Raw genomic sequence first — 16,156 nt, forward strand, 5'->3', positions numbered from 1 at the left:
CGGCCCAAAAAAATGGGACTGCTGCACAGTCCAACGGGATAAATCCCCTCGCCACAGCCCGATCAGCCGCCGATAATTTTCATGATGGTCGCCCCACCCGAGAACGCCACTTCCTGCTTGTCACCCAAGGCTTTCACCAAGAGACGCTGCAACGCCGGCAACGCCTGATGGCGCGGCTTGTCCAGCAGATCACCGACATAGTGACGATTGCTCGACGACAGACAGCCATGCAACCAGCCCGTCGACGACAAACGCAGTCGCGAGCAAGTACGACAGAACGGCACGCTTTCGTTGGCGATTACGCCGAAATAGCCCTGACCTGGAATTTCATAGCGCACCGCCGTCGCGTCGACGGGTGCATCGGCCTGCAGGTACTCATAACGATCACCGATCAGGCTCAGCAACTGCTGAAGGCTGACGAACTGTTGCAGAAAAGCGTTGTTGTCACTGGCCAGGTGCCCCATGCGCATCAGCTCGATGAAGCGCAGCTCGTAACCTCGCTCCAGGCAGTAATCGAGCAGCGGCATCACCTGATCGAGGTTTTGCCCGCGCAACGGCACCATGTTGACCTTGATCTTCATGCCGGCGGCACTGGCCTGATCCATGCCGTCGAGCACAGTCGCCAGATCACCGCCGCGGGCAATGCTGCGGAATGCACCGGCATCCAGGGTATCGAGGGAAACGTTGATGCGCCGGATACCGGCGTCGACCAGCAGGGGCAGTTTTTTCGCCAGCAGTTGACCATTGGTGGTCAGGCTGATGTCTTGCAGGCCCATCTGCCCGACGGCGGTCATGAAGGCTTCGAGTTTGGGGCTGACCAGCGGCTCACCGCCGGTGATGCGCAGTCGCTCGATCCCCGCCGCTTCGATGAGGTAGGCAACGCCGCGTGCCATGGCTTCGGCCGACAGTTCGTCCTGCGCAGCGACCAGCCGCTTGCCGTTGGGCACGCAGTAGGTACACGCGTAATTGCAGGCTGAGGTCAGGCTGATTCGCAGATTGCGGAAACGCCTGCCTTGACGGTCAACGATCATGGTCACTCCGGCACAAGGAAATCGGACGGCGTAAAACTTGACTTACAAATCAAGTTTTAGCAAGTCCCATGCCTGAGTATATTCCTGAGGTACTGCGCCATGTTGCGAAATAATGGCGCAATAAAGCAACTGAATGGCTTAGCTGCTTGGCGTGTCGGTGTCGCGCTTGCGCTTGTTGCCCATGCGCACGCCGATGTCCATCAGGAACTGGAAGAAACCTTCCTGATCTTCCAGCACGTTGCTCCAGAACGGCGAGTGGTACAGCGCCACGGCGCCGTGCACCAGCGCCCAGGACGCGCAGTAATGGAAGTAAGGCGGCACGTCTTCGAGCTTGCCTTCGCTGATCCGACCCTTGATCAGCAGGGTCAGGCGTTCAAAATTCGAGGCGCGGATCTTGTGCAGCTCCTCGATCATCTCCGGCACTTGGTTGCCCTTGACCACCTTTTCTTCGAGGCGATCGAACAAGCGGTAGCGTTGCGGATCGCGCATGCGGAATTCGAAGTAGGCCCGGGACAGGGCTTCCTTGTCCTTGTCGACGTCTGCCGAATGCAACAGCTCGTTCAAATCGCGCTCGTAATCGAGCATCAGGCGCAGATAGATCTCCGCTTTCGATTTGAAGTGCTTGTAGATTGTGCCTTTGCCGATACCGACGGCATCAGCAATCATCTCGACGGTGACACTGTCTTCACCTTGGTCGAGGAACAGCTTGAGCGCGGTATCGAGAATTTCTTGCTCACGGCGACGAAATTCACGGACCTTACGAGGTTCTTTATGCATAAGAAAAGGTCTGTCGGGGTCAAAATTCGAAGCCGCGTATTATGCCTAACTTGCGGCAAAATGCACGGATCATCCATCCATATCTGTGTTTCTTGATGAATTCTGGAAGCGTCGCCATTTAATGAGAACGCTTCCGAAGCGCACGTATTCCAAAATTGTTTAAAAACCTCGACCGGTAAACTGGACTCGGCGCAATACTGATCAATACTTCAACTGTCGGCGGGGCATCTCCCCCAAGTGCCGCGTCGATATTGGTACCAACGGACCGCGTACCATTGTTTTACTCCTAATGGTCTTAACCCGGATTCACCCCCCAGAACCCGGGTTTTTTTTGCCTGCAATTCAGGGGGCACCGCCCCCGCAGGAGCTGCCGAAGGCTGCGATTTTTTCCGGCGTTATGCCGATGCCCTGACGTGCGCCAACGGAAACAGCCGTTTAAAGTTCTCGGTGGTCTGCTCGGCAAATCGTTCGTAGGACTCCCCCCGCAACATCGCCAGAAACTCTGCCACTTCCCGCACATACTGCGGCAGGTTCGGCTTGCCGCGATAGGGGATCGGCGCCAGGTACGGCGAATCGGTTTCCACCAGCAAGCGGTCCGCGGGCACCTTGCTGGCCACGTCACGCAGCGCATCGGCATTGCGGAAGGTGACAATGCCGGACAAGGAGATGTAATAACCCATGTCCAGCGCCGCTTTGGCCATGTCCCAATCTTCGGTGAAGCAATGCAGGACGCCGGCCTGGGGCAGCGCGGCTTCATGCAACAGGGTCAAGGTATCGGCCCGGGCGCCACGGGTGTGAATGATCACTGGCTTGCCGGTTTGCTGCGCAGCTTGCAGGTGCAGGCGGAACGATTCCTGCTGCAGCTCTGCCGCCTCAGGCTCGTAGTGATAGTCCAGGCCGGTTTCACCGATCGCCACCACACGCGGGTGGTTGAGCTCCTGCAACAGCCAGTCCAGCGCCGGGGCAGCGCCCGGCTGCACGTCCAGCGGATGCACGCCGACGGAACAGTCGACATCGTCGTAACGTTCGGCCAGGACCTTTACGTCGGCTGCGTTGTCGACGCTGACGCCGATACACAGAAAGTGCCCTACCCCGCGCTGCCGGGCCGCATCGAGTGCGGCATCCAGAGAGCCGTCGTGGGCGGCGAGGTCGAGGCGATCAAGGTGGCAATGGGAATCTACGAGCATAAAAAGGGCTGCAACTTACATCGTATGGGTGGGACGGTCGGACTTCAGGGCTCCGGCCAGATGGGTTTCGATTCGACTGCGGGCGGTATCGTCGCCGTCGTTGAACTGCACGCCGACGCCGGCGGCGCGGTTGCCTTGAGCGCCTTTGGGCGTGATCCAGGCGACCTTGCCGGCCACCGGAATCTTCTCCGGCTCATCCATCAGGCTCAGCAGCATGAATACCTCATCGCCCAACTTGTAGCTTTTGTTGGTCGGGATAAACAGACCACCGTTCTTGATGAATGACATATAGGCCGCGTATAGCACGGACTTGTCCTTGATGGTCAGGGACAAAATACCGTTGCGCGGTCCCTGGTTGACGGCTTCATTCATACTGACCTCCACTGCAGATGCTCAGAGGATAAGCCCAGTCGATCACTTCTGGGTAGGCAATGACGCCCATTGCACCAGCAGCGCTTCGAGCAACAACACCCGATTGAGGTTGGCCTTGCTCATGACTTTCTGGCGCTGGGCGAGGATCCAGTCCTGAATGTTCAGCACTTTGTCCTGAGCGGTTTTCTGCGCCAGGTACTGAATCACCTTGCGCATATCGGCCAATCCCAGACCTTCTTCATCCTGGGTCAGCTGATAACGCAGGATCAGGCTCGACCAATCGCAGAACCAATCGAACAGCAGCAACAGCGGAGTTGCGTTCCAGCCTTCGGCCAGTTGCGTCGGCGATTGCTGTTGCTTGAGCAACTTCTTCACACCATCGACCACCAACGCTCGCTGCTCGCGCACGCCCTGAGCCTGCAAGCTGACGGCAGCCAGCGGCGAACCGGCAGCGAGGGTCAGCAACTCGATGCGCTCTTCTTCGGAACAGTCCGGCAGCGCCTTCGCCAGCCACGCCAGGCTCACGGCCTCACTCGGCAGCGGGCAGGCCTGCTGCACGCAGCGGCTCTTGATGGTCGGCAACAGACGGCTGGTCTGATGGCTGACCAGCAATAACACCGTGTCGCCGGACGGCTCTTCAAGGCTTTTGAGCAAGGCGTTGGCCGCGTTGATGTTCATCGACTCGACCGGCTCGATCAGCACCACTTTACGGCCGCCCATCTGCGAGGTCTGCACCACGAAGCTGACCAGATCCCGCACCTGATCGACCTTGATCGCCTTGTCGGCTTCTTCCGGTTCCAGGATGTAGTTGTCGGGATGGCTACCGGCCTTCAGCAACAGGCAGGATTTGCATTCACCGCAGGCGTCCTCGGCTGTCGGACGCTGGCAGAGCAAGCTGGCCATCAGCCGTTCGGCCAACGCGCGCTTACCGATCCCGGCCGGACCATGCAGCAGATAGGCGTGTGCATGTTGCTTGCGACCCGCCAGTTGCTGCCAGAGGCTGTCCTGCCACGGATAGGCTTCAGCCACGGGTCAGCTCCAGCAAGCGTGGGAGCAAGGCATCCAGCGACTGCTGAACCTGCGCCAGCGGTTGAGCGGCATCGACCAACACATAACGCGCCGGATCGGCTTCAGCACGCTTGAGGAACGCGCTGCGCACCGCATCGAAAAACGCCCGGCCTTCCAGCTCGAAGCGATCCAGGCGACCGCGAGCACTGGCGCGTGCCAGACCCACTTCCACCGGAAGATCGAAAATCAGGGTCAGGTCCGGGCGCAGATCGCCCTGGACGAACGTTTCGAGTGTCGCGATGCGCTCCAGCGACGAGCCGCGACCGCCGCCCTGATAGGCGTAGGTCGAATCGGTAAAACGATCACACAACACCACCGCCCCACGGGCCAGCGCCGGACGGATCACGCCGGCCAGGTGTTGGGCGCGCGCGGCAAACACCAGCAGCAACTCAGTGTCCGGGTCCATGGTTTCATCGACCGGCGCCAACAGCACCTCGCGAATTTTCTCGGCCAGAGGCGTGCCGCCCGGCTCGCGGGTCAACACCACTTCGATACCGGCGGCGCGCAGGCGCTCGGCCAGGTATTCACGGTTGGTGCTCTTGCCGGCGCCTTCGGGACCTTCCAGGGTAATAAACAAGCCAGTCACAGGCAGTCCTTAGTCAGAATCATTGCGGGCTTTGCGGCGCGGTTGCGTCTGGTTCGGGCGCAGGCGCAGCAGCGGGCTGTTTGACAGGTTCTTCAGCCGGTTCGTGGGAGGGCTCTTGAACCGGTTCTTGCGGCGTCACTGGCGGCAAAGCCTCGGGGGCTGTGTCGGGCGAAGCCGCCGGGATCGGCGCCTGCTCATCCGTCGCCTCGGGTGCGGTGACCGGTGCCGGGCTGGAGCGATAATCGGAGCGGCGCTTGAGCTGGAACTCGCGCACCGCGTTGTTATGGGCGTCCAGATCATCCGAGAACACATGGCTGCCATCGCCGCGTGCGACAAAATACAGGCTGTTGCCAGCCACCGGATTCAACGCTGCGTGGATCGCCTCGCGGCCGACCATCGCAATCGGCGTCGGCGGCAGGCCGGCGATCACGTAGGTATTGTAAGGGGTCGGTTCCTTGAGGTGCGCGCGGGTCAACTTGCCGTTGTAACGATCGCCCAGGCCGTAGATCACGGTCGGATCAGTCTGCAACAGCATGCCCATTTCCATGCGCCGCACAAACACGCCGGCGATCTGCCCGCGCTCTTGCGGTACGCCGGTTTCCTTTTCCACCAGCGAAGCCATGATCAGCGCTTGATAAGGTTCGGTATACGGCACGTCGGCTGCGCGCTGCCCCCACTCCTTGGCGAGGACCTCATCAAGGCGATCGTAAGCTTTTTTCAGCAGCTCGGCGTCCGTCATGCCCCGCACGAACCGGTAGGTGTCCGGAAAGAATCGCCCTTCCGGAAAGATCCCGGGGTGACCGAGCTTGTCCATCACTTCGCTATCGCTCAAGCCGTTCAACGTCTGCTCGAGCTTTTCATCCTTGGCCAGGGCCAAACGGACCTGATGGAAATTCCAGCCTTCCACCAGCGTCAGGCTGTACTGAACCATCTCGCCACGCTTCCACAGGTCGATCAGGCCTTCAACGGTCATGCCGGGCTGCATGCGGTACTCACCTTTGTGCAACGGCTGCCCGGCCAGATTGAAGCGCCAATACACGCGCAACCAGAAAGCGTCCTTGATGACGCCATCGGCTTCGAGTCGATAGAAAGTGCGAGTGGGTGTCGTACCTTTGGGCACGTCCAGCAGTTCTTCCTGGGTAATGTTCAGCGGCTGTTCCAGCGCCGAATGGATTTTCCAGGCCGCAGCGCCCAGACACAGCCCTGCCAGAACCAGGCCGGTTTCCAGCAACAGCAAGAATTTACGTCTCACGTATCAAGCATCCAGTAGCACACGAGCAATGGTTTGGAGTTTACGGGTGAGCGGCCCAATCGACCAGCTCAGTGCTGCGTAGGCGCGCACCGGCCAAACGCCATACACGCTATTGCAGACAAAGACTTCGTCAGCCCATTGCAGCTGATCGAGGCTGATGTCGGTGATTTGCGTGGGGATCCCCAGCGACTCGGCTTGAAACAATAATTCGGCACGCATCACGCCGGCAACGCCGCAGCGTTTGAGATCAGCGGTGATCAACACGCCATCACGGATCAGGAACAGATTACTGAACACGCCTTCGATCACGCGCCCGGCCTGATCAAGCATCAAGCCTTCGGCATGCTCGGTGTCTTGCCATTCGGAACGGGCGATGACTTGCTCAAGACGGTTCAGGTGTTTGAGCCCGGCGAGCAAGGGTTGTCTGGACAGTCGCGTGGTACAGGGGAAGAGGCGAACGCCGTGCTCTCCATGAACCACAGGATAAGCAGCAGGACGATTGCCTTGCAGAATGCGTCGGGCCTGGGCGGCAGGATCAGGGGCGTAACCGCGCAAGCTGTCGCCGCGAGTAAGGATGAGTTTAAGCACGCCCTCACCCAGAGCTGCGGCGTAGGCCAGCAGTTCACTGCGGATCAGCGCATGGTCGGCCGTGATCGCCAGGCGCAAACAGCCATCGGCCAGACGCGCCAGATGCCGGTCCAGCAACAGCGGCTGCCCGCCGCGCACGGCGATGGTCTCGAACAGACCATCACCGTAGGCCAGGCCGCGATCCTTCAGCGACAGAGCGTCAGCCGGCTGACCGTCGACCCAGCTGTCCATCAGTCAGCGAACCGGCGGAACACCAGCGAGCCGTTGGTACCGCCAAAACCGAAGGAGTTGGACAACACCACGTCGATATCCATGTTGCGCGCAGTGTGCGGCACGAAATCGAGGTCGCAGCCTTCGTCCGGCTCATCGAGGTTGATGGTCGGCGGCGCCACCTGGCTGTTGATCGCCAGCACACTGAAGATGGCTTCGACCGCGCCTGCCGCACCCAGCAGGTGACCGGTCATGGACTTGGTCGAACTGACGGCCAGCTTGTAGGCGTGATCGCCGAACACCGACCTGATCGCACAGGCTTCGGCGAGGTCGCCGGCAGAAGTCGATGTGCCGTGGGCGTTGATGTACTGAACCTGATCGACATTGACCTTCGCGTCGCGCAGGGCATTGGTGATGCAACGTGCAGCACCCGCACCGTCCGCCGGCGGCGAAGTCATGTGGTAAGCATCGCCACTGGTGCCGAAGCCGATCAGTTCGGCATAGATGGTCGCGCCGCGAGCCTTGGCGTGTTCCAGCTCTTCCAGCACCAGCGCACCGGCACCGTCGGACAGGACGAAGCCATCACGACCCTTGTCCCACGGACGGCTGGCGCGGGTCGGCTCGTCGTTGCGGGTCGACAGTGCACGGGAGGCGCCAAAGCCACCCATGCCCAGTCCGCAAGCGGCCATCTCGGCGCCGCCGGCGATCATCACGTCGGCTTCGTCGTACATGATATTGCGTGCCGCCATGCCAATGCAGTGCGTACCGGTGGTACACGCGGTGGCGATAGCGTAGTTAGGTCCCTGTGCACCCAGGTGGATCGACAGGAAACCGGAAATCATATTGATGATCGAGCCAGGCACGAAAAACGGAGAGATCCGCCGTGGACCGGAATCATGCAGGGTGCGGCTGGTTTCTTCGATATTGGTCAGACCGCCAATACCCGAACCCATCGCCACGCCGATGCGTTCACGGTTGGCGTCGGTGACTTCAAGCCCTGCATTACGCACAGCCTGGAAACCGGCGGCCAGACCGTACTGAATGAACAGGTCGAGCTTGCGAGCTTCCTTGACCGACAGGTATTCCTCGACATTGAAGCCCTTTACCGAGCCGCCAAAACGGGTGGAATAGGCAGAAAGGTCGGTGTGTTCGATCAGACCAATGCCACTGCGGCCAGCCAGAATGCCCTGCCAACTGCTCGGCACATCCGTGCCCAGTGGCGACAACATACCCATACCGGTGACTACGACGCGTCTACGCGACACAGCACTCTCCTTTTTCAAATGACGACTTTGCATCAGGCCTAAAGAAAAAACCGCACGCCATGATGGCAGTGCGGTTTTTCCATGACAGCAAGCAACGATTACAAACTATTACGCCTGGTGGCTAGTAACGTAGTCGATTGCAGCTTGTACAGTAGTGATCTTCTCAGCTTCTTCGTCAGGGATTTCGGTCTCGAATTCCTCTTCCAGAGCCATCACCAGCTCAACGGTGTCAAGGGAGTCGGCACCCAGGTCTTCAACGAAGGAAGCAGTGTTGACCACTTCTTCTTCTTTAACGCCCAGTTGCTCGGCAACGATTTTCTTGACGCGCTCTTCGATGGTGCTCATACCTTGTTTTCACTCCTAATGGACAAATTCAGGCAGCTGGCCAGTGGGTAAGTGTATAGAAAGACTTTTCAGTTTTTCAACTGAAAGCTTCACTCCTCAAACCCTGCGGCCCTCTGCCTATAAATAGATTGCAGCTTTATAACGGATTTTAGACAGCTCGTATGACATTTTTTTGAAGCAATCCGTCACATTTAACTCATGTACATCCCGCCGTTCACCGGGATTGTAGCCCCAGTAACGTAAGCCGCACCGTCGGACGCAAGAAAAGCGACCACAGACGCGATCTCTTGAGCTTGCCCCAGACGGCCCAGCGGAATCTGCGTCTGCAAGGCTTCACGCTGTGCCTCGGGCAGTTCGCGAGTCATATCGGTGTCGATGAACCCAGGGGCCACCGAGTTTACCGTAATCGAACGCGAACCGACTTCACGCGCCAGTGCGCGGCTGAAACCTTCCAGACCGGCCTTGGCGGCAGCGTAGTTTACTTGGCCTGCGTTGCCCATGGCACCCACTACGGAGCCAATACTGATAATTCGTCCCCAACGGGCTTTCGTCATGCCGCGCAAAACGCCCTTGGACAGGCGGAACAGACTGTTCAAGTTGGTATCGACGACGTCATGCCATTCGTCATCTTTCATGCGCATCATCAGGTTATCGCGGGTGATACCGGCATTGTTGACCAGGATCGCCGGCGCACCAAACTGCTCCTGGATGCTCGCCAGCACCGCCGCAACGGATTCGTCGCTGGTGACATTGAGTTCCAGGCCAGTGCCTTGAATACCGTTTTCCTTCAGGGTAGCGGCGATGCGTTCGGCACCCGAAGCAGATGTCGCGGTGCCCACAACGATGGCACCCTGACGACCCAGTTCCAGGGCGATGGCCTGGCCGATACCGCGGCTCGCACCGGTGACCAGTGCAACTTTACCTTGCAGACTCATGCAAGCTTCTCCTGATTCAGGCCAGCGCTGCGCGGGCGGCAGCAAAGGCGTCTGGGGTATTGAGGTTGGATGTCGACACGCCTTCGGCGCAGCGTTTGTTCAAGCCTGCCAGCACTTTGCCAGGACCGCATTCGACCAACTGGGTCGCGCCCTTGGCAGCCAGCGCCTGGACCGATTCGACCCAGCGCACAGGCTTGTAGAGCTGTTCAAGCAGATCGCGCTTGAGGGTTTCCAGATCCGCCGGTACGTCGGCGCTGACGTTTTGCACCACTGGAATCTGCGGCGCCTGCCAATTGATCGCAGCGATCGACTCGGCGAAGCGCTCGGCAGCCGGACGCATCAGCTCGCAGTGGGACGGCACGCTGACCGGCAATGGCATGGCGCGCTTGGCACCACGTGCCTTGCAGCCTTCGATGGCGCGCTCGACCGCAGCCTTGGCACCCGCGATAACCACCTGGCCCGGCGAGTTGAAATTGACCGCGCTGACCACTTCGCCTTGCGCCGCTTCGGCACAGGCCGCCAGTACGTCGGCATCGTCCAGACCGAGGATGGCAGCCATGCCGCCCTGCCCCGCTGGAACGGCTTCCTGCATCAACTGACCACGACGCTCTACCAGTTTGACGGCGTCGCCCAGGCTCAGACTGCCCGCCGCCACCAGAGCGCTGTATTCGCCCAGGCTGTGACCGGCAACATAAGCCGGACGCGCGCCGCCTTCAGCCAGCCACAGACGCCACAGGGCGATAGAGGCGGTCAGAATGGCCGGCTGGGTTTTATCGGTTTGATTGAGTTGCTCTTCCGGCCCCTGCTGGGTCAGTGCCCACAGGTCGTAACCGAGAGCGTCGGATGCTTCTTTGAATGTTTCAAGGACTACAGGATGTTGCGCGCCCAACTCGGCCAGCATGCCGAGGGACTGCGAACCCTGTCCTGGAAAGACGAATGCGAGGGAAGCAGACATGTAACAAGCCCCTAATGATCTTGTCGTCGGAGAATTGACGTCCCGCTTGGAGGACGCAAGAAACTGACAGTTTGGATGGCCAATTGAACTGAGCGGTCACATTTAAGCATTGTCCGACGAAAATGCCTAAAGCAACAAATCCTCCAGACGACCGTGAATCCGTTCCGGCAGGTTTTCCTGAATCTCGATCAAGGCTCGCGAGATGGCGCTCTGGAAACCCTGAACCCCTGCAGAACCGTGACTTTTCACCACAATCCCCTGCAAACCCAGAAAACTTGCACCGTTATGCCGCGCGGGCGCCAGGTCCGCTTGCAGTCGTTTCATCAGTGGCAGCGCCATTGCACCGATTACTTTTGAGGCCAGGTTTTTTTTGAACAGGGCTTCGATCCGAGCCGAGATCATGGTCGCCAACCCTTCGCTGGACTTGAGCAGGATATTGCCGACGAAGCCGTCGCACACCACCACATCCGCTTCGCCCCGGTACAAGCCGTCACCTTCGACAAAACCGATGTAGTTGATGCCGCGAGCACTTTGCAACAAGGTCGCCGCCAACTTGACCTGCTGATTACCCTTGATGTCTTCGGTGCCGATGTTCAGCAACGCAACACGCGGGCGAACGATACCGAGGGTTTCTGCAGCGACCGACCCCATGACCGCAAACTGCAACAGATGCTCGGCACTGCAATCGACGTTGGCCCCCAGATCGAGCAACTGGCAATAACCCTTCTGCGTCGGAATCGCCGCGACCATGGCCGGCCGATCAATGCCCGGCAAGGTCTTTAGCACAAACCGCGACAAAGCCATCAGCGCGCCGGTATTGCCGGCGCTGACGCAGGCCTGGACCTTGCCGTCACGCAACAACTCGAGCGCCACGCGCATTGACGAATCGGGCTTGCCGCGCAAGGCCTGGGCAGGCTTTTCATCCATGGTGATGACTTCGGACGCCGGTGCAATCGACAGGCGCGAGCGATCCACAGCCGATTGGCCAGCGATCAATTCTTCAAGAAGGGAGGGTTGACCGACAAGGGTCAGGTGCAGCGAGGGCGTAGCATTCAGACAAGCGAGGCTGGCCTGAACAATGCTGCGGGGACCGAAGTCCCCGCCCATTGCGTCAATCGCGATGACTTGAGCGGACAAGTGATTACTCGTCAGCGCCCTTGTCGATCACTTTACGGCCACGGTATACGCCTTCTGGCGATACGTGGTGACGCAGGTGAACTTCACCGGTGGTTTTTTCTACAGACAGGGTGCTAGCCTCGAGAGCGTCGTGCGAACGACGCATGTCACGGGCAGAGCGGGATTTTTTGTTCTGCTGAACAGCCATAATTGATTAACTCCTAAACGTTTGGGTCACGCTTTAACTGCGCCAATACACTGAACGGGTTGGACCGCGTTACCTCGTCCTCGCTCGGTTCGGCCTCTTCGAGACCCCCCGGCTGCTGGCATTCTTCCGGATGATGAGCAGGCACAATGGGCAAGGCGAGCAGAAGCTCCTCCTCGATCAGTGACTGCAGATCCAATGGATCTTCGCCCAGTTCCAGCACGTCATAACCTTTCGGCAACGACTGGGTATTCGCACCCTCCTTCACCACAGCATAACTGCATTCGCTGTGGATCGGCAGGGTGACCAGCTCAAGACAACGCTGGCAAACCATTTTGACTTCGGTGTCGATAAAACTGTGGATTACCACAGACTTACGTTCATCTCGTTCAAAAACGAATTTAGCCTGCACCGTACCGACAGTATCGGAAAGCGGGTCGCAGAGTCTCTCCAAATCGGCCAGCAGCAGTTCACCTTGAAGGGTGGTGCCACGGTCAGCCAATTTGCGCGGGTCAACGTGAGGTGGAATCGGGTCATTCAACATAGGCGCAGCATTATAGGGATGCACCCGGCCATGTCAAAGGAAATTCAGCCCTGTCCGTCACCTGGAAGCCTCGCTAGAATTCGCGCCTGTCTTCTGGAGATGCGCATGCTGCCTTTATTACTCGCTTCAAGCTCGGTGTATCGCCGGGAATTGCTGGCCCGCTTGCAGCTGCCATTCACTTGCAGCTCGCCGGATATCGATGAAAGCCATCGTCCGGGAGAGCCCGCCATCGAGCTGGTAAAACGCCTCGCCAAAGAAAAAGCCCAGGCCCTGGCCGGCGACCATTGCGCTCATCTGATCATCGGTTCCGATCAGGTTGCGGTGCTCGGCGACAGAATCATCGGCAAGCCCCACACCTTCGAAAAGGCCCGTGAACAGTTGCAGGCTTCGAGCGGCGCCAGCGTGACCTTCCTGACTGGCCTCGCCCTGCTCAATAGCCAGACCGGACACTGCCAGGTCGACTGCGTGCCATTCACCGTACACATGCGCACACTCGACACCGCGCGCATCGAACGCTACCTGCACGCCGAACAGCCCTACGATTGCGCTGGCAGCTTCAAGGCCGAAGGTTTAGGGGTGAGCCTGTTTCAAAGCACCGAAGGTCCTGACGCCACCAGCCTGATCGGGCTGCCGCTGATTCGCCTGATCGACATGCTATTGGCCGAAGGCGTGCAAATCCCCTGAAAAGCAAAAGATCGCAGCCTTCGGCAGCTCCTGCAGGTGGACGTGAATCCATGCAGGAGCTGCCGAAGGCTGCGATCTTTTACGCGAGCGGGCAGTCAGCGCAGCGACGGACCGTGAAAACCCATCCACATCGCCAACTGCTCAGCCACACTGGCGCCAAGTTTCTTCGAGAAGCGATCGAACGGCGACTCCTGAACGGTGAAGTCAACGAGCTCCTTCTCGCCAATCACGTCACGCGCCACCGAACTGGCATTGCCCAGACCATCGATCAATCCCAGAGGCAACGCCTGCTCACCAGACCAGACCAACCCGGAGAACAGCTCCGGATGCTCCTTATCCTTGAGGCGATCGCCTCGACCCTTCTTGACGCTGCTGATGAACTGCTGGTGCGTCGTATCCAGCACGCCCTGCCAGAACCGGGTCTCTTCGGGCTTTTGCGGCTGGAACGGATCGAGGAACGACTTGTGCTCGCCCGACGTGTAGGTCCGACGCTCGACACCCAGCTTCTCCATGGTGCCGACAAACCCGTAACCCGCCGCCGTCACACCAATGGAGCCCACCAGACTCGCCTTGTCGGCGTAGATCTGATCCGCCGCACTGGCGATGTAATAAGCACCGGAAGCGCCCAGATCCGAGATCACCGCGTAAACCTTGGTGTCCGGGTGCAAGCCACGCAACCGGCGGATCTCGTCATAAACGTAACCCGACTGCACCGGACTGCCGCCCGGACTGTTGATGCGCAGAATGACACCCTTGACCTTTTCATCCTCGAAGGCGGCACGCAGGCTGCCGACGATGTTGTCAGCGCTGGCGGGCTCCTTGTCGGCGATAATGCCCGTCACGTCGATCAGCGCAGTGTAATTGGCGCTGCGCGTAGCAGCTTTTTCCATGTCCATCAGCGGCGTGAACAGAATCAGCGCGCCAAACAGATACACAAAGGTCAGCAGCTTGAAGAAAATCCCCCAACGCCGCGACCGGCGCTGCTCCTGCACGCTGGCCAGCAGGGTCTTCTCCAGCAGCTTCCAGCTCTTCTCGTCACCGCTCTCTGCGCTCGCCTTGGCGGGCGCTTTCCATTCGTCGGTCATGACATCTACCCCAGCAAAAATCTATTAGGCCCGCTGACTCAGCCAGGCATGCAATTCTGAAAAACGATCGATGGCCAGTGCCGGTTCAAACAGTTTCAGCGCATCGATTGATTGCGCGCCGTAGCTGACCGCCACCGAATCCATGCCGGCATTGCGCGCCATCTGCAGGTCGAAGGACGAATCGCCGACCATCAACGCTTGCTCCGGGCGAACCTCGCAATGGGCGAGAATCTGCTCAAGCATCAGCGGATGGGGCTTGCTGGCGGTTTCGTCGGCCGCACGAGTGATGTCGAAATAATCTTCCCAACCGTGCGCCTGCAGCACGCGATCCAGCCCGCGACGCGCCTTGCCGGTCGCAACCGCCAAGTGATAACCCTCGGCGCGAAACGCCTCCATCGACTCGACGACACCTTCAAACAACGGCGAAGGCACGGCTTCCGAAGCGATGTAGTGATCGGCATAGTGCTGACGGAAAGCCACCAGCTCGCTGTCACCGATTTCCGGATACAACGTACGAATAGCCTCCGGAAGGCCCAGGCCGATGATGCCTTTGACAGCAAAATCATCGCGCAACTGGAAGCCGGAACGCTCGGACGCGACGTGCATCGCCTCGACAATCCGACCAATGGAGTCGGCGAGCGTGCCGTCCCAATCGAAAATCAGCAGCTTGTAATCAGAGGGGTGCACTCAGGCGCTCCACGGTTTTGGCCCACATCTCGTCGACAGGCGCCTGCAACTTCAGCTCGCCACCGTCCGGCAGAGGCACGGTCAGCATGTAGGCGTGCAGAAACAGGCGTTTACCGCCCAGGTCGCGGATTTCCTTGCTGAAATCGTCGTCGCCGTACTTGGTGTCGCCGGCAATGCAGTGCCCGGCGTGCAAGGTGTGAACACGGATCTGGTGAGTCCGGCCGGTGATCGGCTTGGCTTCGATCAGGGTGGCAAAGTCGCCGAATCGACGCAGGACCTTGAACACGGTCACAGACTCCTTGCCCTCCTCCTCGTCGACCTCGACCATGCGCTCGCCGGAGCGCAGATTGCTCTTGCCGAGTGATGCACGAACCTGCTTGATCGAGGCCGCCCAGTTACCACGGACCAGCGCCATGTAGCGCTTATCGACGCCATCGCCGCGCAATGCCGTGTGCAAGTGACGCAGCATGCTGCGCTTCTTGGCGATCATCAGCAGGCCGGAGGTGTCACGGTCGAGACGGTGAACCAGCTCGAGCTCCTTGCAATCGGGACGCAACTGACGAAAGGCTTCGATCACGCCGTAAGTCAGGCCGCTTCCGCCGTGAACCGCAATGCCGCAAGGCTTGTTGATCACGATCAGCCCCTTGTCCTCAAAGACAATTGAGGCTTCGAGGCGTTGCAGCAGACCCTGGGCCAGGGGCACCGGTTCGTCGCGCTCCGGCACGCGAACCGGCGGCACGCGCACGATATCGCCCGCCTGCAGCTTGTATTCGGGCTTGATCCGACCTTTGTTCACTCGCACTTCGCCCTTGCGCAAAATGCGGTAAATCAAGGTCTTGGGCACGCCTTTGAGCCGAGCGAGAAGGAAGTTATCAATACGTTGGCCGGCATATTCCGGCGAGACCTCCAGCAGTTGTACGGCTGGGGTCGAAGGGGCAGTAGTCGTCATGCCGCGGATGATATCAATTTTTTATGGAATTGAAGCACTTAATCATTACTGCTATAGTCGCGAACGCCGCCAAAAGCGGCCTGGACAGCGGACCAACGGTCAAAAACCGGCCCTGACCAATGCAATTCACCAGGACGCGAGGCCGTCCTACGGGGCTTTCGCTACGTAACGGTGGAGTTTGCAGGTGTAACGAGCGCAGGTGACATAAGGCCTGAATCACGCCGCAAAGCAGAGTTTTCACTCGCTACGCGAGCCAATATTCACGGCCAGTTCACAAAGTGCAGTCAGCTGCGAATGACCCCGAGCGATCGCTTC

Annotated in this window: 19 protein-coding genes; 1 reads left to right on the plus strand and 18 read right to left on the minus strand. The window is 59.3% G+C overall.

From position 1 onward, the window contains the following. Window positions 1-62: 62 nt before the first annotated feature. The 15 genes from ACM1ZW_RS00925 to ACM1ZW_RS00995 all read right to left on the minus strand — a co-directional run bounded on the left by ACM1ZW_RS00925 (window position 63) and on the right by ACM1ZW_RS00995 (window position 12,436). Window positions 63-1,031, minus strand: a complete 969-nt coding sequence (locus ACM1ZW_RS00925; protein ID WP_017340104.1) for a GTP 3',8-cyclase MoaA — start codon at window positions 1,029-1,031, stop codon at window positions 63-65. A 138-nt stretch (window positions 1,032-1,169) separates the two neighbouring features. Then, window positions 1,170-1,808: a TetR/AcrR family transcriptional regulator gene (locus ACM1ZW_RS00930; RefSeq protein WP_008031613.1), complete on the minus strand. Its 639-nt coding sequence runs from the start codon at window positions 1,806-1,808 to the stop codon at window positions 1,170-1,172. 395 nt (window positions 1,809-2,203) lie between these two features. Next, on the minus strand, window positions 2,204-2,995 hold the full coding sequence (locus tag ACM1ZW_RS00935) for a TatD family hydrolase (protein WP_416740020.1): 792 nt from the start codon (window positions 2,993-2,995) through the stop codon (window positions 2,204-2,206). A gap of 15 nt (window positions 2,996-3,010) precedes the next feature. Continuing rightward, window positions 3,011-3,367, minus strand: coding sequence for a PilZ domain-containing protein (locus ACM1ZW_RS00940; protein ID WP_017340106.1), 357 nt, complete (start codon window positions 3,365-3,367; stop codon window positions 3,011-3,013). 42 nt (window positions 3,368-3,409) lie between these two features. After that, complete coding sequence (locus ACM1ZW_RS00945; RefSeq protein ID WP_416740021.1) at window positions 3,410-4,396, minus strand: DNA polymerase III subunit delta'; 987 nt, start codon at window positions 4,394-4,396, stop codon at window positions 3,410-3,412. Next, entirely contained in the window at window positions 4,389-5,021 is a 633-nt protein-coding gene (gene tmk, locus ACM1ZW_RS00950; protein WP_416740022.1) for a dTMP kinase, read from the minus strand. The genes ACM1ZW_RS00945 and tmk overlap by 8 nt, the downstream gene beginning before the upstream one ends. Window positions 5,022-5,040: 19 nt before the next feature. After that, window positions 5,041-6,273: an endolytic transglycosylase MltG gene (gene mltG / locus ACM1ZW_RS00955; protein ID WP_416740023.1), complete on the minus strand. Its 1,233-nt coding sequence runs from the start codon at window positions 6,271-6,273 to the stop codon at window positions 5,041-5,043. Window positions 6,274-6,276: 3 nt separating this feature from the next. Then, the gene (gene pabC / locus ACM1ZW_RS00960) at window positions 6,277-7,092 is read right to left on the minus strand and encodes an aminodeoxychorismate lyase (protein WP_416740024.1); all 816 of its coding nucleotides are present in this window, start codon (window positions 7,090-7,092) and stop codon (window positions 6,277-6,279) included. Then, window positions 7,092-8,336, minus strand: a complete 1,245-nt coding sequence (gene fabF / locus ACM1ZW_RS00965; protein WP_017340111.1) for a beta-ketoacyl-ACP synthase II — start codon at window positions 8,334-8,336, stop codon at window positions 7,092-7,094. Before fabF ends, pabC begins: the two co-directional genes overlap by 1 nt. 108 nt (window positions 8,337-8,444) lie before the next feature. Beyond that, window positions 8,445-8,681 carry an acyl carrier protein gene (gene acpP / locus ACM1ZW_RS00970; protein WP_003175607.1) on the minus strand — a complete coding sequence of 79 codons (237 nt, stop codon included), beginning with the start codon at window positions 8,679-8,681 and terminating at the stop codon, window positions 8,445-8,447. A 191-nt stretch (window positions 8,682-8,872) separates the two neighbouring features. Further along, window positions 8,873-9,616 carry a 3-oxoacyl-ACP reductase FabG gene (gene fabG / locus ACM1ZW_RS00975; protein ID WP_007942004.1) on the minus strand — a complete coding sequence of 248 codons (744 nt, stop codon included), beginning with the start codon at window positions 9,614-9,616 and terminating at the stop codon, window positions 8,873-8,875. Window positions 9,617-9,632: 16 nt separating this feature from the next. Continuing rightward, window positions 9,633-10,571, minus strand: coding sequence for an ACP S-malonyltransferase (gene fabD, locus ACM1ZW_RS00980; RefSeq protein WP_414878055.1), 939 nt, complete (start codon window positions 10,569-10,571; stop codon window positions 9,633-9,635). 126 nt (window positions 10,572-10,697) lie between these two features. Next, window positions 10,698-11,708 (minus strand): phosphate acyltransferase PlsX, encoded by a 1,011-nt coding sequence (gene plsX / locus ACM1ZW_RS00985; RefSeq protein WP_080995167.1) that lies wholly within the window; start codon window positions 11,706-11,708, stop codon window positions 10,698-10,700. A 4-nt stretch (window positions 11,709-11,712) separates the two neighbouring features. Beyond that, window positions 11,713-11,895, minus strand: a complete 183-nt coding sequence (rpmF, locus tag ACM1ZW_RS00990; RefSeq protein ID WP_003179396.1) for a 50S ribosomal protein L32 — start codon at window positions 11,893-11,895, stop codon at window positions 11,713-11,715. A 13-nt stretch (window positions 11,896-11,908) separates the two neighbouring features. Continuing rightward, complete coding sequence (locus ACM1ZW_RS00995; protein ID WP_017340114.1) at window positions 11,909-12,436, minus strand: YceD family protein; 528 nt, start codon at window positions 12,434-12,436, stop codon at window positions 11,909-11,911. Between the two features lie 105 nt (window positions 12,437-12,541). Between ACM1ZW_RS00995 and ACM1ZW_RS01000 the strand changes: the two genes are divergently transcribed. Next, entirely contained in the window at window positions 12,542-13,120 is a 579-nt protein-coding gene (locus ACM1ZW_RS01000; protein ID WP_017340115.1) for a Maf family protein, read from the plus strand. A gap of 95 nt (window positions 13,121-13,215) precedes the next feature. Here the strand turns inward: ACM1ZW_RS01000 and sppA are convergent, their stop codons facing one another. Genes sppA through rluC form a run of 3 tightly spaced genes read right to left on the minus strand, consistent with a single transcriptional unit; the run spans window position 13,216 to window position 15,841 of the window. After that, the gene (gene sppA, locus ACM1ZW_RS01005) at window positions 13,216-14,205 is read right to left on the minus strand and encodes a signal peptide peptidase SppA (protein ID WP_017340116.1); all 990 of its coding nucleotides are present in this window, start codon (window positions 14,203-14,205) and stop codon (window positions 13,216-13,218) included. Window positions 14,206-14,229: 24 nt separating this feature from the next. Then, window positions 14,230-14,892 carry an HAD-IA family hydrolase gene (locus ACM1ZW_RS01010; RefSeq protein WP_414885140.1) on the minus strand — a complete coding sequence of 221 codons (663 nt, stop codon included), beginning with the start codon at window positions 14,890-14,892 and terminating at the stop codon, window positions 14,230-14,232. Then, window positions 14,879-15,841, minus strand: coding sequence for a 23S rRNA pseudouridine(955/2504/2580) synthase RluC (gene rluC, locus ACM1ZW_RS01015; protein WP_017340118.1), 963 nt, complete (start codon window positions 15,839-15,841; stop codon window positions 14,879-14,881). Before rluC ends, ACM1ZW_RS01010 begins: the two co-directional genes overlap by 14 nt. Window positions 15,842-16,156 lie beyond the last annotated feature (315 nt).

It is taken from the genome of Pseudomonas sp. NFX71, assembly GCF_048079215.1.
Taxonomy (GTDB): domain Bacteria; phylum Pseudomonadota; class Gammaproteobacteria; order Pseudomonadales; family Pseudomonadaceae; genus Aquipseudomonas; species Aquipseudomonas fluorescens_B.